Origin of the sequence: Streptomyces sp. NPDC013455, assembly GCF_040632975.1 — a bacterium.
Taxonomy (GTDB): domain Bacteria; phylum Actinomycetota; class Actinomycetes; order Streptomycetales; family Streptomycetaceae; genus Streptomyces.
The window spans coordinates 148,199-170,528 of sequence record NZ_JBEYCX010000004.1 but is presented as its reverse complement, the minus strand read 5'-3'; the positions used below and the strand labels follow the sequence as shown (position 1 = coordinate 170,528).

The following is a 22,330-nucleotide window of genomic DNA, read 5'->3' as shown; positions in this document are numbered from 1 at the left end:
GACGACCATGACGTCTTCGACCCCTTCGAACCCCTCCGGCTCCGCGCGGCCCTCCCGCCGGGACCGTGCCGAGGCGCTCCCCGACGAGCTGCGGGAGGCGCTGCGCCGCCGCCTGGCCGGACGGGCCGGCGGCGCGGCCCCGGCCGCCCGGCAGGGCATACCGCGCGCCGACCGCGACCGCCCGCTGCCGCTGTCCTTCGCGCAGCAGCGCCTGTGGTTCCTGGACCGGCTGCGGCCCGGCGACCCCCGCTACAACAGCGCGGTCGCCGTCCGGCTCACCGGCGCGCCGGACCACGAGGCGCTGCGCGCCGCGCTCGCCGCGGTCGTGGCCCGGCACGACGCCCTGCGCACCACCTTCGAGGAGACCGACGGCCGGCCGGCGCAGCGCGTGCACCCGGCGGGCCCGGTGCCGCTGCCGGTCCGGGACACCGGCGACCTGGACGCGGACCTGCTGGCGGAGTACTCCCGCCCCTTCGACCTGCGGCACGGCCCGCTGCTGCGCGCCCTGCTGCTGCGCGAGTCCGCGACCGCCCACGTCCTGCTGCTGACGGCCCATCACATCATTACCGACGGCTGGTCGATGGGCGTGGTCCTGGACGAGCTGTGCACCGCCTACGACGCCCTCGCGCGCGGCACCCGGCCCGGGCTGCCGCCGGTGGCCACGCAGTACCCGGACTTCGCCGTCTGGCAGCGGGAGCAGCTCTCCGGCCCGCGCCTGGCACGCGAACTCGACCACTGGACGGGCCGGCTGGCCGGCGCGGTGGCGCCGGAGCTGCCCCTGGACCGGCCGCGGCGCGGCGAGGAGGCGGGGGAGGGCGCCGTCCACACCTTCACCGTGCCCGCCCGGCTCACCACGCGGCTGCGCGACCTCGCGCGGGAACAGCACAGCACCCTGCACACCGCCCTGGTCGCCGCCGCCCAGGCCCTGCTGGCCCGCTGGTCCGGCCAGGACGACATCACCGTCGGCTCCCTCACTCCCGGCCGGTCCCGCACCGACCTCGAACGGACCGTCGGCTTCTTCGTGAACACCGTCGTGCTCCGCACCACCGTCGACGCCTCCGGATCCTTCCGCGACCTGCTGGCGAAGGCGGCCGACACGGTCAACGACGCCTTCTCCCACGGCGACACGCCGTTCGAGCGGATCGTGGAGGCGGTGGGCGCGTCCCGCGAGCCGGGCCGCAACCCGCTGTTCGACGTGATGGTCCTGCTGCATCCCGACCCGCCCGCGGCGACCGCCCCCCACGGGCTCGCCACCACCCCGGTCAGCGTGCCCCGGCAGGCGGCCACCTTCGACCTGAGCATCGAGTTCGTGCCGGACGGCGCCGGGCTGACCGGGCTGCTGGAGTACCGCACCGACCTGTTCGACGCGGCCACGGCCGAGCGGCTGGCCGGACAGCTGCTGCGGCTGCTGGAGGGCGCGGCCGCCGCCCCGGACCGCCCGCTGGGCAGCCTGCCCCTGATGTCCGAGGAGGAGGTACGGCGTGTCGTCCACGACTGGAGCACCACCGCGCACCACCCGGTGGACGACACCGTCCACCCACAGCTCTTCGAGCGCCGCGCGGCCCGCACCCCCGACGCCCTCGCGCTCGTCGCGGGCGGCGAACGGCTGGACTACGCGACGCTCAACGCCCGCGCCAACCGGCTCGCCCACCACCTCATCGCCCGCGGGGCCGGCCCCGAACGACTGGTCGCGCTGCGGCTGCCGCGCACCGCCGACATGATCGTCGCGATCCTCGCCGTCTGGAAGTCCGGCGCCGGCTACGTGCCACTCGACCCGGCCCTGCCCGAGGAGCGGGTCCGCTTCCTGCTGGACGACACCCGTCCCGCCCTGGTCCTGGACGAGGACGCCCTGCGCGCCGTACCCGGGACCGCCCCCGGCACCGACCCCACCGACGCCGACCGGCGCGCCCCGCTGCACCCGGAGCACACCGCGTACGTCATCCACACCTCCGGCTCCACCGGCCGCCCCAAGGGCGTCGCCGTGTCCCACCGTGCGGCGGCGCACCTGCTGGCCGCCCACCGGGCCGGCTTCGTCGCCGAGGCGGGCGGCGGCCCGCTGCGGGTGGCGCTCACCGCGTCCTTCTCCTTCGACACCTCCCTCGAAGGCGTGCTGCTGATGGCCGACGGCCACCCGCTGCACCTGGTCGACGAGGTCACCCGGATGGACCCCGCCGCCCTGGTCGAGTACGTGGTCGAGCACCGCGTCGACTTCCTCGACGTCACCCCCTCCTACCTGCGCCAGCTGCTGCCCGCCGGGCTGCTCACCGATCCCCGGCACCGCCCCCGTGTCCTCATGCTCGGCGGCGAACCGGTCGGCTCCGCGCTGTGGCGGGAACTGGCCGCCCACCCGGACGTGACCGCGCACAACTTCTACGGCCCGACCGAGTGCACGGTCGACGCGCTGTCCTGCCGTATCGACGGCGGCGACCGCCCGCTGGTCGGCCGCCCCCTGCCCGGGGTACGGGCCTACGTGCTGGACGACCGGCTCCAGCCGGTGCCGCCCGGGGTCGGCGGCGAGCTGTACCTCGCGGGCGCCCAGCTGGCCCGCGGCTACACCGGCCGCCCCGGCCTGACCGCCGCCCGCTTCCTCGCCGACCCCTTCGGGGCGCCGGGGCAGCGGATGTACCGCACCGGCGACCTGGCCCGCTGGACCCCCGACGGCCGCCTCGACTACCTCGGCCGCGCCGACGACCAGGTCAAGGTGCGCGGACACCGCGTCGAACCCGGCGAGATCGAGGCCGCCCTGCTCGCGCTGCCCGGCATCGCCGCCGCCGCGGTGGTCGCGGTGCCCGACCCGCACGGCCACACCCGTCTCGCCGCCTACGTCGTCCCGGCACCCGGCGCACCCCGGCCCGCCCCCGCCGACCTGCGGGCGGCACTGCGCCGCGTCCTGCCCGACCCGCTGGTGCCCTCCTCCTTCACCCCGCTCGACGCGCTGCCGCTGACCACCAGCGGCAAACTGGACCGCCGCGCCCTGCCCGCACCCGAGTTCACCGAGCGGGAACGGGAGTTCGTGGCCCCGCGCACCCCCGACGAGGAGACCCTGGCCGGCATCTGGGCACAGGTGCTCGGCGTGCCCCGGGTGGGCGTCACCGACAACTTCTTCGAGCTGGGCGGCGACTCGATCCTGAGCATCCAGGCCGTCTCCCGGGCCCGCGCCGCCGGGCTGCGGATCGGCTCCCAGGACGTCTTCCGGCACCAGACGGTCGCCGACCTGGCCGCCGCCGCGTCCCACCGCCCCGCCGCCGTGCCCGCGCCCCGGCGCCCGCGGGAGGACGGGCCCGCCCCGCTCACCCCGGTCCAGCAGTGGTTCTTCGCCACCCACGGCCCGCTGCGGCACTTCAGCATGTCGATGCTGCTCGACCTGCCGCACGACCTGGACGAACGGGCACTGGAACGGGCACTGGAGGCCCTGGTGGCCCGGCACCCGGCGCTGCGCACCCGCTTCACCCGCACCGGGGACACCTGGCGGCAGCACCCCGGCACCGGACCGGCCACCGGACTGCTGACCCGGTACGGCCCCGGGACCCCGCCCGCCGAAGCCGCCGACGCCGCCCGCGAAGCCCTCGACCCGGCCACCGGGGCCCTGCTGCGCGCCGCTCTGCTGACCGGCGGCGAGCGCCCGCGCCTGTTCCTGACCGCCCACCACCTGGCGGTCGACAGCGTCTCCTGGCGGGTGCTGCTCGCCGGCCTGGAGCAGGCCTACCGGCAGGCGGCGGCGGGGGAGGAGCCCCGGCCGGAGCCCGAGCACACGGCGTTCGCCGACTGGGCACGCGACCTGGCGGAGCGGGTCCGGGCCGGCGGCCTGGACGACGACCTGGCGTACTGGACGGCGGAGGCCGCGCTGCCGCGCACCCCGCTCCCCGTCGACCTCCCGGGCACCCCGCTCGCGGGGTCCGTGCGCACCCTGCGCACCCGGGTGGACCGGGCCACCACCGAGGCGCTGCTGCGCCGCGTCCCGGCCGCGTACCGCACCCAGGTCAACGACGTGCTGCTGAGCGCGCTGGGCCGGGTGCTGGTGGACTGGACGGGCGCGGACCGGGTGACCGTCGCCCTGGAGGGCCACGGCCGGGAGGAGGAGCTGGCCGAGGGCGCCGACCTGTCCCGTACGGTCGGCTGGTTCACCACCCAGTACCCGGTCACCCTGACCCCGGCGGACCCCGCCGACTGGGGGGCCACCCTCAAGGCCGTCAAGGAACGGCTGCGGGCGGTGCCCCGCCGCGGCCTGAGCTACCAGGCGCTGGCCCACCTCGGCGCCGGCCGGCCCGCCGCGCGGGCCCTGGGCGAACGCCCGCTGCCCGAGGTGTGCTTCACCTACCACGGCCAGTGGGAGGCGCCCGGCGGACGGGACTTCGCGCCCGCCGCCGACGTACCCGGCCGGGACACCGACCCGGCCGAGCCGCTGGACCACTTGCTGGACGTGTCCGCCCTGGTGGCCGACGGCGAGCTGGAGATCACCTGGCACTGGAGCGACCAGGTGCACACCGAGGACACCGTCCGGGGGCTGGCCGAGGGCATGGTGCGGGCGCTCGCCGCCATCGCCGACCACTGCGCCCGGCCCGGCGCGGGCGGCCGTACCCCCTCCGACTTCCCGCTGGCCGGCCTGGACCAGGCCGGCGTGGACCGCCTGGCCGGTGACGGCCGGGACGTCGAGGACCTGCTGCCGCTCACCCCGCTCCAGGAGGGCATGCTCTTCCACCGGCTGGTCGGCGGACCGGACGACGTGTACGTGGACCAGGCCGCACTGCTCCTGGAAGGGGTGAGCGACCCCGACGCGCTGGCCCTGGCCTGGCAGCGGGTGACCGACCGCACCCCCGCCCTGCGCACCTCGGTGGTGTGGGAGGGCGTGCCGGCACCGCTCCAGGTCGTGCACCGGCACGTCACCGTGCCGGTGAGCCGGCTGGACTGGCGTGAGCTGGAGGCCGGCGAGCGGGCCGAGCGGCTGGCCCGGCTGCGCGCCGACGATCTCGCCCGCGGCCTGGACCTCGGCACGGCGCCCCTGATGCGCCTCACCCTGATCCGGCTGCCCGACGCCCGGCTGCACCTGCTGTGGACCTCCCACCATCTGATCCTGGACGGCTGGAGCCTGGCCCAGGTGCTCGGCGAGGTCTTCGAGGAGTACGCGGCGCTCACCACCGGCGCCACGCCCCGGCCCCCGGCACGCCGGCCGTTCGGCGACTACGTGCGCTGGCTGGCCGGCCAGGACGGCGAGGCGGCACGCGCGCACTGGCGGGACGTCCTCGCCGGCTTCGCCACGCCCACCCCGCTGCCCGCCGACCGCCTCCGGCGACCGGGACACGAGACCCGCTCCGCGGGCGTCCACACGGCCGGCCTGTCCGACGAGGTCTCCGCACGGCTGGCCCGCACCGCGCGGGCGGCCGGACTCACCCTCGGCACCGTCGTCCAGGGCGCCTGGGCCCTGCTGCTGTCCCGGTACAGCGGCGAGCGGGACGTGCTGTTCGGCACCACCGTCTCCGGCCGCCCCGACGACCTGCCCGGCGCCGAGTCGATGGTGGGCATGTTCATCAACACCCTGCCCACCCGCGTCCGCGTCGACGGCGGCCGCGCCGCCGCCGACTGGCTCCGCACGCTCCAGCAGGCGCAGGCCGACGCCCGGCGGTTCGCCACGGTGTCCCTCGCCGAGCTGACCGCGCTGAGCGAGGTACCCGCGGGCCGACCGCTGTTCGACAGCATGGTGGCCTTCGAGAACTACCCCTTCGACGAAGCCCGTTCGGCCGCGACCGGGATACGGCTGGCCGACGTCTCCTCCCGGGACGCCACCAACTACCCGCTCGTCCTGCGGGCCTACCAGGGCGAGCGGTTCGGCTTCGACCTCGCCTACGACCCGGAACTCTTCGACGCCGCCACCGTACGCGGCCTCGCCGACCGGTTCCGCCTGCTCCTGACCGAGCTGGCCGACGACCCGGACCGGCCCGTGCGCACCCTTGCCTGGACCACCGCCGAGGAGCGGCGGCGGATGCTGACCGAGTGGAACGGCGCCGCCGGGGGCCGGCCAGCCGACACCCTCGACGGACTCTTCGCCGCCCAGGCCGCCCGCACCCCCGGCGCCGAGGCCGTCGCCTGCGGCGACGACCGGCTCGACTACGCCACCCTGGACGCGCGGGCCGGCCGCCTCGCCCACCGGCTCGCCGAACTCGGCGCCGGCCCCGAGACGTTCGTCGCCCTCGCGCTGCCCCGCTGCACCGACCTGGTCGTGGCCGTCCTCGCCGTCCTCAAGACCGGCGCAGCCTACCTGCCCGTCGACCCCGCCCTGCCCGCCGAACGCCTCCGGCAGCTGCTCGACGACGCCCGGCCCGTGGCACTGGTGACCACCCGGCACACCACGGCCGTAACGGCCGTACCCCGCGTCCCGCTGGACGACCCGGACGTCCGCGCCGACCTGGCCCGGCGCCCCGCCGCCGGCCCGGCCCGCCGCGCGCTGCCCGAGAGCCCCGCCTACGCCATCTACACCTCCGGCTCCACCGGCCGGCCCAAGGGCGTCGTCGTCCCGCACGCGAACGTCGTCCGCCTCTTCACCCGCACCCGGCAGTGGTTCGGCTTCGGCCCCGACGACGTGTGGACGCTGTTCCACTCCTACGCCTTCGACTTCTCGGTGTGGGAGCTGTGGGGCCCGCTGCTGCACGGCGGCCGCCTGGTCATCGTCCCCGAGGACACCGCCCGCTCCCCGGAGGACTTCCTGCGCCTGCTCGCCGACGAAGGGGTCACCGTCCTCAACCAGACGCCCTCCGCCTTCTACCCGCTGGTCCGCGCCGACGCCGAACTCCCCGACATCAGCCGCCGGCTGGCACTGCGCACGGTGATCTTCGGCGGTGAGGCGCTCGACGTGTCCCGGCTCGCCGACTGGTACGCCCGACACCCGGACACCGCACCCCGCCTGGTGAACATGTACGGCATCACCGAGACCACCGTGCACGTCACCTACGCCCCGCTGGACCGCTCGGCGGCCCGCCCCGGCACCGCGAGCCCCATCGGCACCGGCATCCCCGACCTGCGGCTCTACGTCCTCGACGGCACGCTCCAGCCGGTACCGCCCGGCGCCGTCGGCGAGCTGTTCGTCGCCGGCGAGGGCCTGGCGCGCGGCTATCTGAACCGGCCCGCGCTCACCGCGGCCCGCTTCCTCGCCGACCCGTTCGGACGGCCCGGCACCCGCATGTACCGCACCGGGGACCGGGCCCGCTGGCGGGCCGACGGGACACTGGAGTACCTGGGCCGCGCCGACCAGCAGGTGAAGGTCCGCGGCTACCGCATCGAGCCCGGCGAGATCGAGGCCGCCCTGCACGGCCACCCGGGCGTGGGCGCGGCCACCGTCGGCGTGTACGAGGACGCCGCCGGAACCCGCCGGCTGGTCGCCCACGTCGTCGGCACCGGCACCGGCACCGGCGACCGCGCCACCCCGCCCCCGCCGGCCGCCGAACTCCGCGCCCACCTGGAGAAGCTGCTGCCCGCGCACATGGTGCCGGCCGCCTACGTGCCGATGACGGCGCTGCCGCTCACCGTCAACGGCAAGCTCGACCGGCGCGCCCTGCCCGCGCCCGGCCCGGACGGCTTCGCCGCCGACAACAGGCGGATCCCGCCGCGCACCCCGGCGGAACGGCTGGTCGCCGCCGCGTGGACGGACGTCCTGGACACCGACGAGGTCGGCGCGGACGACGACTTCTTCGCCCTCGGCGGTGACTCCATCCTCGCCGTCCGCGTCACCTCCCGGCTGCGCGCCGCTTTCGGCACGGACGTCTCACCCCGGCTGCTGTTCACCCACTCCACCCTGTCCGGTCTCGCGGCCGCCCTGGGCGAGCCCCGGGACGGTGCCGCCGCCGACGTCATCCCGGCCGCCGCACCGGACGCCCCGGCGCCCCTGTCGTACGCCCAGCAGCGCCTGTGGTTCCTCGACCGGTTCGAGCCGGGCAGCACCGAGTACACCACCCTGTCCGTGCTGCGGCTGCGCGGCCCGCTCGACACCGCCGCCCTGCGCACCGCCCTGGACGGCCTGGTCGCCCGGCACGAGGCGCTGCGCACCACGTTCACCGAACACGACGGCCAGGCCCGGCAGACCGTCCACCCGCCGCGTCCCGTACCCCTGCCGGTGACCGGCCTCGCGGACACCGCCGGCCTGGACGCGCTCCTGGACCGGGAAGCCGCCACCCCCTTCGACCTGGCCGCCGGGCCCCTGCTGCGCGCCCGGCTGGTCCGGCTCGCCGCCGACGAGCACGTCCTCGTGCTCGCCGTGCACCACATCGTCACCGACGGCTGGTCCGTCGGCGTGCTCGCCCGCGACCTCGGCGAGCTGTACGCGGCGGCCCGCGAGAGCCGCCGCCCCGACCTGCCCGACCTGCCCGTCCGCTACCGCGACTACGCCGCCTGGCAGCGCTCCCGCGCCGACCGCGCCGAGGCCGAACTGGACTACTGGCGCGCGGCCCTGGACGGCGTGACCCCGCTCGAACTGCCCACCGACCGGCCGCGGCCCGCCGTCCGCACCCGCGACGGCGCCCTGGTGACCTTTACCCTGCCCGCCGCGCTCACCGAGCGGCTGCGCGAGCGCGGCCGGGAGGCCGACGCCACCCTCTACATGACCCTGGTGACCGCCTGCCAGGTCCTGCTCTCCCGCTGGGCCGGCCAGGAGGACGTCACCGTCGGCACCGTCACCGCCGGCCGCGACCGCCCCGAACTGCACGACGTCGTCGGCATGTTCGTCAACACGCTGGTGCTGCGCGCCCGGGTCCGCCCCGACCTGTCCTTCTGTCAGCTGCTGGCCGAGGTGCGCACCACGGTCCTGGAGGCGTTCGCCCACCAGGAAGTGCCCTTCGAACGCGTGGTGGACGCCCTCCGGCCCGAGCGGGACACCAGCCGCACCCCGCTCTTCCAGGTCATGGTCGCCCTGCACAACCTCGGCGCCGAGCCGCCCCGGCTGCCCGGCCTCACGGCGGAGCCGGTGACCCCGCCGGTCCACACCGCCACCTTCGACCTCGCCTTCGACTTCGTGGCGGGCGACGACGGCCTCACCGGCCACCTGGAGTACAACACCGGACTGTTCGACGCCGCCACCGCCGAAGAGCTGGCGGACCGGCTGCGGCTCCTGCTGGAGGCCGCCGCCGAGGACCCCGGGCAGGCGGTCGGACGCCTGCCGCTGATGAGCGACGCCGAGCGGCGGCGGGTGCTCCGCCACGGGCAGGGCGCCCGGCTGCCCGAGCCGGACACCACCTTCCCCGCCCTGTTCCAGGCCCAGGCCGCCCGCACCCCGCACCACACCGCCCTGGTGGCCCGCGACACCACCCTGGACTTCGCCGCGCTGAACGAGCGGGCCAACCGGCTCGCCCACCACCTCATCGCCCTCGGCGCCGGCCCCGAACAGGTGGTCGCCGTACGGCTGCCGCGCACCTCCGACCTGGTGGTGGCGCTGCTCGCGGTCCTCAAGGCCGGGGCCGCCCTGCTCTGCGTCGACCCCGAACTCCCCGCGGAGCGCACCGACCTCCTCCTCGCCGACGCCCGGCCGCACACCTTCCTGACCGGCCTCGACGCGGTGCCCTGGGACCGGCTGCCCGCCCACGACCCGACCGACACCGACCGGAACGCACCCCTGCTGCCGCGGCACACCGCCTACCTCGTCTACACGTCCGGCTCCACCGGGCGGCCCAAGGGCGTCGCCGTCGAACACCGGCAGCTGGTCAACCTGTGCCACGACCACCGGGCGGGCCTGCTCGCCCCGCACACCGCCGGCGGGCGGCGGCTGCGGGCCGCGCTCAGCGCCTCCTTCTCCTTCGACACCTCCTGGGAGGGGCCGCTGCTCCTCGCCCTCGGCCACGAGGTCCACCTCGTCGACGAGGACGTACGCCTGGACCCGGGGGCGTTCTGCGCCCAGGTCGCCGACGACCGCCTCGACCTGGTGAACGTCACCCCGACCTTCCTGCGCGAACTCACCGCCGCCGGCCTGCTCGCCCCGGGCCGCCACCACCCGCGCCTGCTGCTCGTCGGCGGCGAGGCCGTCACCCCGGCCGGCTGGCGCGAACTCGTCCGCGCGGAACGCGAGACGGGCGTGGCGGTGTACAACATGTACGGGCCCACCGAGTGCACCGTCGACGCCGTCTACGGCCGGTGCGCCGACCGGCCCGACCGCCCTGCCATCGGCCGCCCCGGCGGCAACCTGCGCGCCTACGTGCTCGACGGCGCCCTGCGCCCGGTGCCGCCCGGGGTCCCCGGCGAGCTGTACCTGGCCGGGGAGCAGGTCGCGCGCGGCTACCTCAACCGGCCCGGCCTGACCGCCGCCCGCTTCCTCGCCGACCCGTTCGGGGCACCGGGGGAGCGGATGTACCGCACCGGCGACCGGGCCCGCTGGGACCGGGACGGGCTGCTGGAATTCCTGGGCCGGGTGGACGAGCAGGTCAAGATCCGCGGGTTCCGCATCGAGCCCGGCGAGGTGGAGGCCGCGCTGCTGGACCACCCGGACGTCACCGACGCGGCGGTGGCCGCCCGCGAGCACGCCGGCCGGCTCATGCTCGTCGGATACGTGGTGCCGGCCGCCGGGCGCGCCCCGTCCGCCGACGAGCTGCGCCTCGCGCTGCGCCGTACCTTGCCCGACCACATGGTGCCCGCCGCGTTCGTCCCGCTGGCCCGCATCCCCCGCACCACCAGCGGCAAGACCGACCGGCGCGCCCTGCCCGCCCCGCCCGCACAACCCGACAGCGCCACCCCCTACGTCACCCCGCGGCCCGGCACCGAGGAACGCCTCGCCGCGATCTGGGCCGAGGTGCTCGGCGTCGAACGCGTCGGCGCACGCGACAACTTCTTCGCCCTCGGCGGCGACTCGATCCTGAGCATCCAGATCGTCGCCCGCGCCCGGCAGGCCGGTCTCGCCCTCACCACCAAGGACGTCTTCCGCCACCAGACGGTCGCCGAACTCGCCCTGCGGGCCACGCGGTCGGCCCCGCTCCCGGCCGCCGCCGAGGAGACGGCCGAGGCACCGCTCACACCGATCCAGCACTGGTACCTGGACGGCCGCGAGCCCGGACAGGCGCTGCGGTTCACCATGACCCAGCGCCTCGCGCTCGCCCCCGGCACGGACCCGTCGGCGCTCCGCGACGCCGTCGGCACCCTCGTCGGCCACCACGCGGCCCTGCGCACCCGCTTCCGCCGCACCGCCGACGGCTGGCGCCAGGAGGTCCTGCCGCAGGCACCGGACGGCGTCTTCACCCGCCACGACCTGGCAGGTCTCGACGAGGCGGCGCTGGAGAGCGAGGTGCAGCGGCTCACGGACGAGGCGCAGGCCGCCCTCGACCCCACCACGGGCCGGGTGATCCGCGTCCTGTTCGCCGACCGCGGCCCCCGGCAGCCGGGCCAGCTCGTCGTCACCGTCCACCACCTGGTGATCGACGGCGTCTCCTGGCGCATCCTGCTGGCGGACCTGGAGACCGCCCACCGGGCGGCCGCGTCCGGCCGGCCCGCCGGACTGCCCGCCACCACCACCTCCTACGCCGGATGGGCCGCCCGGCTCGACCGGCACACCCGCTCCGGGGCCCTCGACGGCGACCTGCCGTACTGGACGGGCACCGCAGCGGCCCCGGCCCGGCTGCCCGCCGGACGCCCCGGCCCCAACACCCACGGCACCGCCGCCACCCTGACCGTCGCCCTGGACCCGGAGACGACCGACGCCCTGCTGCGCAAGGTCCCCGAGACCTACCGCACCCAGGTCAACGACGTCCTGCTCAGCGCCCTCGGCCGCACCCTGGCCCGCTGGTGCGGACGCGACACGGTGCTGCTGGGCGTGGAAGGACACGGCCGGGAGGACCTCTTCGAGGACGTGGACCTGTCCCGGACCGTGGGCTGGTTCACCGCCGAGTTCCCGCTCGCCCTGCGCACCGGTCCCGACGCCGGCTGGCACGACACCCTCCGCTCGGTCAAGGAGCAGCTGCGCGCGGTACCGCTGCACGGCCTGAGCCACGGCGCGCTGCGCCACCTCGTGCCGGGGAGCCCGATCGCCGGCACCCCCGCTCCGCTGGTCGGCTTCAACTACCACGGCCAGTGGGACGCGGGCGGCACCGGCGCCGACGGCCTGTTCCGCGGCGCCCTCCCCCCGGCCGGCCGGGACACCGACCCGGACGAACCCCGCCCCTACCTCCTCGACATCACCGGAGTGGTCCAGCACGGCCGGCTCGAACTGGGGTGGACCTACCCGGCCGCGGTCTACGACGCGGACACCGTCCGAAGGCTCGCCGAGGAGACGCTCGCGGCCCTGCGGGAGATCGTCGCGCACTGCGCCCGTCCCGGAGCGGGCGGCCGCACCCCGTCCGACTTCCCCCTCGCCGGCCTGGACCAGGCCCGGCTGGACCGGCTCGTCGGCACCGGCCGGCACGTCGAGGACGTCCTGCCGCTCACCCCGCTGCAGTCCGGCATGCTCTTCCACGGCCTGGTGGACACCGAACACGCCTACTTCGACCGCACGGCCGTACGGCTGTCCGGCGTCGCCGACCCGCGCGCCTTCGCCGCGGCCTGGCAACAGGTCGCCGACCGCACCCCGGCCCTGCGCACCAGCGTCCACTGGCACGGCCTGCCCCACCCGGTCCAGGTCGTCCACCACCGCGCCGAGCTGCCCGTCACCCACCTCGACTGGCGGACCCTGACACCCGAGCGGCGCGCGGAGGCCACCGAGCGGCTGCTCGCCGAGGACCGCGCGGCGGGCATGGACCTCACCACGGCGCCGCTGACCCGCCTCACCCTCGCCGCGCTGCCCGGCGACGAGGTGCTGCTGCTGTGGTCCACCCACCACATCGTCCTCGACGGCTGGAGCACCGGACAGCTCCTCACCGAGGTGTGCGAGCGGTACGCCGCCCTGACCGGCGGCCCGGACCCGGCACCCCCGGCACGGCGGCCGTTCGCCGACTTCCTGCACTGGCTGCGCGCGCAGGACGAGACGGCGGCCGAAGGGTACTGGGCCGAGGCCCTGGCCGGGTTCACCGCCCGCACCCCGCTGCCGTACGACCGCACGCCCGCCGAGGCGCACCGCGCCCGGTCCGCCGCGGCCGTCCACCGTGAGCTGGACGTCGGCACCTCGCGGCGGCTGCGGGAGAACGCCGCCCGTGCCGGGCTCACCGTCAACACGGTCGTGGAAGGCGCCTGGGCGCTGCTGCTGGCCCGCTGCAGCGGCCGGGACGACGTGGTGTTCGGCACCACCGTCTCCGGCCGCCCGGCCGAACTCCCCGGTGTCGAGGGCATGATCGGCATGTTCATCAACACCGTGCCGACCCGGGTGCGGGTGCCCGCCGGGCCCGCCCTGCCGTGGCTGCGCGGACTGCAGGACCGGCAGAGCGACGCCCGCCGCCACGACTTCCTCGCCCTGCCCCGCATCCAGGCCGTCAGCGAGATCCCGCCCGGCGAGGCGCTGTTCGACAGCATGGTGGTGTTCGAGAACTACCCGGTGGACGAGTCGGCCACGGCCCGCACCGGCGTCCGGGTCGAGGAGGTGCGGGCCGACGACGCCACCACCTTCCCGTGGTGCCTGCGCGCCCACCTGACCGAGCGGCTCGGTCTCGACCTGGCCTACGACCCGGCCCTGTTCGACCCCGCCACCGCGGAGCGCGCGGCGGAGCGGCTGGCCGCCCTGCTCACCGCCCTCGCCGACGGGTTCGACGCCGGCCTGGCCGACCTGGACCTGCTCACCCCGGCCGACCGGGAGCTGCTGGCCGCCTGGCACACCACCGCCCGCCCGGCCGCCCCGGCGAGCCCGGTCGACCTCTTCGCCGCACAGGCCCGCCGCACCCCGGACGCGCCCGCGGTCCGCGACGGCGACCGCGAGCTGACGTACCGCCAGCTCGGCGACTGGGCGGGCGCGCTGGCCGCCCGGCTGGTGGCCGGCGGGCTGGCGGCCGAGGACCGGGTCGCGCTGCTGCTGGACCGCTCCGCCGAACTCGTCGTCGCCCAGCTCGCGGTCCTCATGGCCGGCGGCGCCTACGTCCCCGTCGACCCCCGGGCCCCGGAGGAACGCCGCCGCACCCTGCTCGCCCGGGCGGGCGTGACCGTCCGGCTCACCGCCGCCGAGGTGGCCGCCGCCCGCACCGGCACCCGGGCCGGGCGGACCCCGGCCGCCGACCCCGACCGGCTGGCCTACGTGATGTTCACCTCCGGCTCCACCGGCCTGCCCAAGGCGGTCGCGGTACGGCACCGGGACGTGGCGGCGCTGGCCACCGACAGCCGGTTCAGCGGCGGGGTGTGCGCCCGGGTGCTGCTGCACTCGCCGGTGGCCTTCGACGCCGCCACCTTCGAGGTCTGGGCGCCGCTCCTCACCGGCGGCTGCGTGGTCGTGGCACCGGGCGGCGGCGTGGACGCCGCGCTGCTGCGCCGGCTGGCCGCCGACGGCGGGCTGACGGCACTGTGGCTGACCGCCGGTCTGTTCCGGCTGCTCGCCCAGGACGCCCCCGACAGCTTCCGCGGCCTCGAACAAGTCTGGACCGGCGGCGACGTGGTCCCCGCCCAGGCCGTGCGCCGGGTGCTGGCCGCCTGCCCCGGCCTCACCGTCGTGGACGGCTACGGGCCCACCGAGACCACGACCTTCGCCACCTCCTGCGCGCTCACCGACCCGGCGGCCGTGCCGGACACCGTCCCCATCGGCCACCCGCTGGACGACATGCGCGCGTACGTCCTCGACGCCCGGCTGCGGCCCGTACCGCCCGGCTGGACGGGCGAGCTGTACCTGGCCGGCGAGGGCGTCGCCCGCGGCTACCTGGGCCGCCCGGGCGACACCGCGGCCCGCTTCCTCGCCGACCCCGCCGGCCCGCCCGGCGCCCGCATGTACCGCACGGGCGACCTGGCCCGGCGCCGGCCGGACGGCACCGTGGAGTTCCTCGGCCGCGCCGACGACCAGGTGAAGATCCGGGGCTTCCGGGTGGAGCCCGGCGAGATCGAGGCCGCGCTCGCCGCCCACCCGGGCATCGCCGACGTGGCCGTCCTGGCCCGCGAGGACCGGCCGGGCGCCAAGCGGCTCGTGGCCTACGTCGTCGGACCGGCCGCACAGGACGAGGAGGAACTGCGGGCCCACGCCGCCCGCACCCTGCCCGACTACCTCGTCCCCACCGCCTTCGTCCCGCTCGCCGCCCTCCCGCTCAGCCGCAACGGCAAGGTGGACCGGGCGGCCCTGCCCGCGCCACAGGCCACCGGCCGGCGCCCGCGCACCGAGCCCCGCACCGAGGCCGAGCGGCGCACGGCGGCCGTCTTCGCGGAGGTGCTGGGCAGCGAACCGCCCGGTGCGGAGGACGACTTCTTCCAGCTCGGCGGCGACTCGATCCTCAGCATCCGGCTCGCCTCCCGCCTCGCCGAGGCATTCGACACCGACGTCACGCCGCGCGCGGTGTTCACGCACCCCACGCCGGCCGCGCTGGCCCGCCTGCTCGGCGACCGCGAGGGCACCGGCCGGGCGGCGATCGTCCCGGCCCGCCGCGGCGCCACCGCGCCGATGTCCCACGCCCAGCAACGCCTGTGGTTCCTCCACGAGTTCGAACCCGGCGGCGCCGAGTACGTCACCGCGCTCGCCCTCCGGCTGCGCGGCACCCTGGACACCGGCGCGCTCCGCGCGGCCCTCACCGCCGTGGTGGCCCGCCACGAATCCCTGCGCACCACCTTCGACAGCGTGGACGGGCACGGCGTCCAGCTCGTCCACCCGCCGCAGGACGTGCCGCTGCCCCTGCGCGACCTGACCACGCTCGCCGCGGCCGAGCGGGACCCGGCACTGCGCCGCCTGCTGGCCGAGGAGCGCACCCGCCCCTTCGACCTGCGGACGGGCCCGCTGCTGCGCACCGCCCTGGTCCGGCTCGGCGAGCACGACCACGTCCTCACCCTCGCCCTGCACCACATCGTCACCGACGGCTGGTCCACCTCCGTCCTGCTCGGCGACCTCGCCCACTGCTACCGCGCCGCACTGGGCACGGCCGCGGGCGAACTGCCGCCGCTCCCGGTGCAGTACGCCGACTACGCGCACTGGCAGCGCACCACCGGCGACACCGGCGCCGACGAGCACCTGGCCTACTGGAAGGAGCAACTGGCCGACACCGCACCGCTGGAGCTGCCCACCGACCGGCCCCGGCCGCCGGTGCGCACCAGCGCCGGCGCGACCACCCGGCTGGTGGTGCCCGCCCGGACCGCGCGGCGGCTGAACCGGCTGGCCCGCGACCACGGCACCACCCTGTTCACCACGCTCGCCGCCGCCGCCCAGGCCTACCTCGCCCGGCTCTCCGGCGCCGAGGACATCACCGTCGGCACCGTCACCTCCGGCCGCGACCGGCCCGAAACCCAGTCGCTCGTCGGGTTCTTCGTGAACACCCTGGTCCTGCGCTCCCGGGCCGAGGCGGACCAGCCGTTCACCGCCTTCCTCACCGCCGTACGGCAGACGGTCCTCGACGCCTTCGCCCACCAGGACGTGCCGTTCGAGCGGGTCGTGGACGAGGTGCAGCCCGTCCGCGACACCAGCCGCAGCCCGCTCTTCCAGGTCATGGTCGTCCTCCAGAACACCCCGGCCGCCGGTCTCGACCTGCCCGGCCTGGACGTCACCGACGTCGAACCGGAGTCCGACCAGGCGGCGTTCGACCTCACCCTGGAGTTCGCCGAGACCGGCTCCGGCGAACTGCACGGCCTGCTCACCTACAACACCGATCTCTTCGACCCGGCGACGGCCACCCGGATGGCCGGCCAGCTCGGCGCCCTGCTGCACGCCGTCGCCGAGGACCCGGAGCGCCCGCTCGGTGCCCTGCCGCTGACCTCCGACGACGAACTGAAGGCCCTGCTGGACCAGGGCCGCGGCACCTTCCGCCCGGTGCCCGAAGCCACCCTGCCCGACCTGTTCGAACGGCAGGCGGCCCGCACCCCCGACGCGCCGGCCCTCCTGGACGGCGACCGGGAGCTGACCTACGCGCAGGTCGACCGGGCCGCCAACCGGCTCGCCCACCGGCTCCTCGCGGACGGTGTCGGACCGGAGCGGGTGGTGGCCCTCGCCCTGCCCCGCTCGGCGGCGACCGTGGTGGCCCAGCTCGCCGTCGCCAAGGCCGGCGGCGCCTTCCTGCCGGTGGACCCCGACTACCCGCAAGCGCGCCGGGAGTTCATGATCCGGGACGCCGGAGCCCACCTGGTCCTCGCCGACCCGGCCGAGGTGTGGTCCGCCGACGGGCCGGAGACGGCTCCCACGGACGCCGACCGCACCGCGCCGCTCACCCCCGCCCACCCGGCCTACGTCATCTACACCTCCGGCTCCACCGGCACCCCCAAGGGCGTCGTGGTCACCCACCGGGGCCTCGCCTCCTTCGCCGCGGCCGCCGCCGCACAGTACGCGGCGGGCCCCGGCGACCGGGTCCTCCAGTTCGCCTCGCCCAGCTTCGACGCCTCCGTGCTGGAGCTGTGCGTCTCCCTGCTCAGCGGAGCCGCGCTGGTCACCGGCGAGGAGGGACCGCTGGTCGGGGAACGGCTGGCGGAGGTGCTCGCCGAGCGCCGGGTCAGCCACACGCTGATCCCCCCGGCGGCGCTGGCCACCGTCCCGCCCGGCACGGCCGCCGTCCTGCCCGACCTGCGCACGCTCATCGTCGGCGCCGAAGCCTGCCCCGCCGACCTGGTGGACACCTGGGCCCCCGGCCGCCGGATGATCAACTCCTACGGGCCCACCGAGGCCACCGTGGTCGCCACCTGGACCGGCCCGCTGACCCCCGGCACCGGCGCGCCGTCCATCGGCCGCCCCGCCGGCGGCACCCGCGTCCACGTGCTCGACGCCGCCCTGCGGCCGGTACCGCCGGGCGTGACCGGGGAGCTGTACCTCGCCGGACCCGGCCTCGCCCGCGGCTACCTGGGCCGGCCCGGACTGACCGCCCAGCGGTTCGTGCCCGACCCGTTCGGCGCGCCGGGGGAGCGGATGTACCGCACCGGGGACCTGGTGCGCTGGACCGCCGACGGCCGGCTCCGGTTCGCCGGACGCGCCGACGACCAGGTCAAGCTGCGCGGCTTCCGCATCGAGCCCGGCGAGATCGAGAGCGCGCTGCGCCGCAGCCCCCTGGTGCGGGACGCGGTCGTGGCCGTACGCGCGCAGGACGCGCCCGGCGCCCCGGACCGGCTCGTCGCCTACGTCGTACCGGCGCGGCCGTCGGAAGCCGGGCTGCCCGTCGGCGAGCTGCGGCTGCACCTGGCCGGGCAGCTGCCCCCGCACATGGTGCCCTCGGTCTTCGTGCCGCTCGACCGGCTGCCGCTCACCCCGAGCGGCAAGACCGACCGGCGGGCCCTGCCCGCACCCGGGCCCGCGCAGGCCGCCGACGGCCCGCGCACCGCGCCGCGCACCGCCACCGAACGCCGGATCGCGCATGTCTGGGCCGATGTGCTCGGCATCGAGGAGGTCGGCGCCGACGACAACTTCTTCGCGCTCGGCGGCGACTCCATCCTGAGCATGCAGGTCGTCTCCCGGCTGCGCCGCGAGGGCCTGCACGTCGCCACCCGGGACCTGTTCACGCACCAGACCGTCGCCGAACTCGCCACCGTGGTGCGCGCCGCGCCCCGGCGCTCCGGGGACGGCCCGGTCACCGGCGAGGTACCGCTCACCCCGATCCAGGAGTGGTTCCTGACCAGCCCCCGCGCGGCCCACCACCACTTCAACCAGTCGGCGCTGCTGGAACTCGACGGCACCCCCGACCCGCGGGCCCTCGCCGCCGCGCTCGACGCGCTGCTGGACCACCACGACGCCCTGCGCATGCGGTTCACCCGCGACGAGCACGGCTGGCGGCAGTTCAACCCGCCGCCCGCCCCCGGCCACGACGTCCTCGTCCGGTACGACCTGACCGGGCTGTCCGCCGAGGACGCCGACGCGGCCATGGCCAAGGCCGCCGACGAGCTGCACGCGAGCTTCGACCTGGCCCACGGCCCGCAGCTGCGGGCGGCCCTGTTCACCGGGGGCCCGGACCGGCCCGCGTTCCTGCTGCTCGTGGCCCACCACCTGGTGGTGGACGCGGTCTCCTGGCGCATCCTCCGTGACGACCTGGAGACGGCCTACCGGCAGGCCCTCGACGGCGGCCCGGTCACGCTCGGCGAGCGCGGCACCAGCTTCCGCGAGTGGTCCCGCAGACTGGCCGCGCACGTCGCCGAGGGCGGCCTCGACCACGAACTGGCCCACTGGGAAGAGGCGGTGCGCACTGATCCGGCCCCCGCTCCGGCGCCCGGGGCGGGGCCGGGGTCCGGGGCGGGACCGGCCGCCACGGTGAGCGTCGAACTCGGCGAGGAGGACACCACGGCCCTGCTGCGCTCGGCGCCCACCGCCTACCGCACCCGGGTCAACGACGTGCTGCTCGCCGCCCTGGCCCTGGCGCTGGCCCGCTGGACCGGGCAGGACCGGGTACGCCTGGACCTGGAGGGCCACGGCCGGGAGGACCTGCTCGACGACGTCGACCTCTCCCGCACCGTCGGCTGGTTCACCACCGTGTACCCGGTCGCCCTCCAGGTGCCCGAGCCCGACGGCCTCGGCCCGGACCGCGACTGGCGGTCCCTGGTGAAATCCGTCCGCCGCCAGCTGCGCGCCGTACCCGGCAACGGCATCGGCTTCGGCGCGCTGCGCACCTTCGGCCCGCCCGAGGTCCGCGAGCGCCTCGGCGCCCACGCCCACGGACAGGTGGTGTTCAACTACCTCGGCCAGTGGGACGCCCGCCCGGAGACCGCGGACGGCGGCCTGGTCCGCGCCGAACACGGCTCGTTCGGGCAGGACCACGACCCCCGGGACCCCGGCTCGCACCCGATCGAGGTGGTGGGCGCGGTGCAGCACGGCCGGCTCGCCTTCACCTGGCACCACCGGCCCGGCGTCCACGACACGGCGACCGTGCGCCGCGTCGCCGAGGAGTTCGCCGCGGCCCTGCGCCACCTCGCCCGGCACGCCAGGGGAGGCCGGTGACACCACCCAGGCCCCGCGAGGCGCCGTCCCGGCGGTCCGCCCGGCACGGCCCTCGCACCCCCCGCGCCCCGACCCGCCCGCCCCTTTCCGTTCCCCTCCCCGCCCAACCGACCACGAAGGAAAGCGACATGGACGAGAACACCCGCTACCAGGTGCTGCGCAACGACGAGGAGCAGTACTCGCTCTGGCCCGCCGACATCGAGGTGCCCGCCGGCTGGCAGCCCGTCGGCAAGGAGGGCACCGAGGCCGAGTGCTCCGCCTACGTCGACGAGGTCTGGACCGACATGCGCCCGAAGAGCCTGCGCGAGCGCATGGAGAACGCCGGCGCCTGACCGGCGTCACCGCCACCGGCACGCCGGGCCGGCCGCACCCGAGCCGGCCCGGCACCTCCCCTGCACCCCCTGCACCCCCGCACCACCCCCCGCTCCGCCGCCCGGCGCCCCACCGCCCTCGGCCCCGCCGTACCGCATCACTCCCGAGGAGCCCGCCATGACCCCCGAACTGCGCACCCGACGCCTGCTGTTCCTCCCCTACCGGCCCGAGCACGAGGACGTCTTCGTCAGCCTGCTGCGCGACGAGGAGGTGTGCCGCTGGATGGGCCAGGAACTGGTGCCCGAACCCCAGATCCGCGAGCTGTTCCGCGCCATCCTCACCGACGTCTACCCCCAGCGCCGCTTCGACGTCTGGGGCCTGTGGCTGTCGGGCACCTACGTCGGCCACGCCGAGGTGAAGCCGACCGGCAACGTCGACGGCCACGAACTCGTCACCGCGCTCGCCCCCGGCTACTGGGGACGCGGTCTGGGCGGCGAGGCGGTACGCGGCCTGCTCAGGCACGCCGCCGACAACCTCGGACTGACCGAGGTCTACGGCATGGTCGGCGCCGAGAACACCGCCAGCCTGTCCATGTGCGACCGCCTGGGCTTCCGGCACGTCCGGGACGTGGTGGCCGACGACGGCTCGGTCACCAAGCTGCTGGCCATCTCCACCGGCGAGGCGACCACCGGGGATCCGGCCGCGACCGCCACCGGAAGTCCGGCCGGGGCCGCCACCGGGAAAACGACCGCGACCGCCCCCCGGGATCCGGCCGCGACCGCCCTCCGGGATCCGGCCGGGGCCGCCGCCGGCGTCGAGGACCCCGTATGACCCGGCCGCCGCTCTCCGGGGGAGTGGCCGGTACGGCGGACGCCGGACCGGCGCCCAGCCTGTGGCGCAACCGGGACTTCACCCTCCTGTGGACCGGCCAGTGCCTGTCCGACCTGGGCGGTGCCATGGTGGACCTGGCGCTGCCGCTGCTGGTTCTCCAGCAGACCGGGTCCCCGGCGCGGGCCGGACTCGTCGGCACCGCCGGGCTCGTCACCACCCTGGTGTGCCGGCTGCCGGCCGGCGTCCTCGCCGACCGCTTCGACCGCCGCCGGCTCATGATCGCCTGCGACGCCCTGCGGATCGCCGTGTACGCCCTCCTCGGCATCGCCGTCGTGACGGACACGGCCGGACTGCCGGTGATCCTCCCGGTGGTCGTCGTGGGCGCCGCCGCCACCGCCGTCTTCAGCACCGCCGAGCACGCCTCCGTACGCAGTCTCGTCGGCCTCGACCAGCTCACCTCGGCGGTCGCCCGCAACGAGGCACGGACCTACGGCGTCTCGCTGGCCGGTCCGCCGCTCGGCGGCCTGCTGTTCGGGATCGGCCGGTCCCTGCCCTTCCTCGGCAACGCGCTGAGCTTCGCGCTCTCGCTCGTGGCCGTCCTCCGCATCCGCAGACCGCTCCAGGAAACCCGGCGGGAGGCGGCGGCCCCGGCCGGCGCGTCGGCCGCGGAGGGCCTGCGCTTCCTGCTGGGGCATCCGTTCCTGCGCGCCCTGCTGGTGATCGCCGCTCCCCTGAACATGGCGTTCACCGGCATGCTGTTCGCGATGACCCTGGCGCTGCGCCGCGCCGGTGTCCCACCGTTCCTGGTCGGCGTCGCCGGCACCGTCTTCGCGCTGGGCGGCCTGCTCGGCGCCTTCGCGGCCCCGGCGCTCCAGCGGCGGCTGCGGCTGCCCGTGCTGCTCACGCTGCTGTGCTGGGTCACCGCCGCGCTGATGGCCGTCAGCACCCTGCTCGCCGACACGGTGCTGGCCGCCGTACCGCTGGCCGCCGCCGCCTTCCTCGGACCCACGGCGAACGCGGCCCTCTTCGGTCACCAGGCCGCCGTCACACCCGACCACCTCCAAGGACGCGTGGTCAGCGGCGTGCTCCTCGCCGCCGGCTCGGCCGCCGCGCTCGCCCCCGCCCTGGCCGGAGCCCTGCTGGCCCGCTGGAGCCCGGGGGCGGCCATGCTGGTCTTCCCGGCACTGGTCGTCGTCGCCGCGACGACCGCCACCCTCAGCAAGGGCATCCGGACGGTGGCCGCCCGGTAGTGCTTCGTCAGGTGGTGGTCCCGGCTGGTGGTGG

The 22,330-nt window shown here is 76.5% G+C and carries 4 protein-coding genes; all 4 read left to right on the top strand.

Features of this window, described 5'->3' with window-relative positions:
- The first annotated feature begins 7 nt into the window (after positions 1-7).
- Positions 8-19,903, top strand: a complete 19,896-nt coding sequence (locus tag ABZ576_RS09285; protein ID WP_360737889.1) for a non-ribosomal peptide synthase/polyketide synthase — start codon at positions 8-10, stop codon at positions 19,901-19,903.
- Between the two features lie 128 nt (positions 19,904-20,031).
- Positions 20,032-20,235, top strand: a complete 204-nt coding sequence (locus tag ABZ576_RS09280; RefSeq protein WP_067045059.1) for an MbtH family NRPS accessory protein — start codon at positions 20,032-20,034, stop codon at positions 20,233-20,235.
- A 157-nt stretch (positions 20,236-20,392) separates the two neighbouring features.
- Complete coding sequence (locus ABZ576_RS09275; RefSeq protein ID WP_360737887.1) at positions 20,393-21,046, top strand: GNAT family N-acetyltransferase; 654 nt, start codon at positions 20,393-20,395, stop codon at positions 21,044-21,046.
- Positions 21,043-22,296 (top strand): MFS transporter, encoded by a 1,254-nt coding sequence (locus tag ABZ576_RS09270; RefSeq protein ID WP_360737885.1) that lies wholly within the window; start codon positions 21,043-21,045, stop codon positions 22,294-22,296. The genes ABZ576_RS09275 and ABZ576_RS09270 overlap by 4 nt, the downstream gene beginning before the upstream one ends.
- Positions 22,297-22,330: the final 34 nt, after the last annotated feature.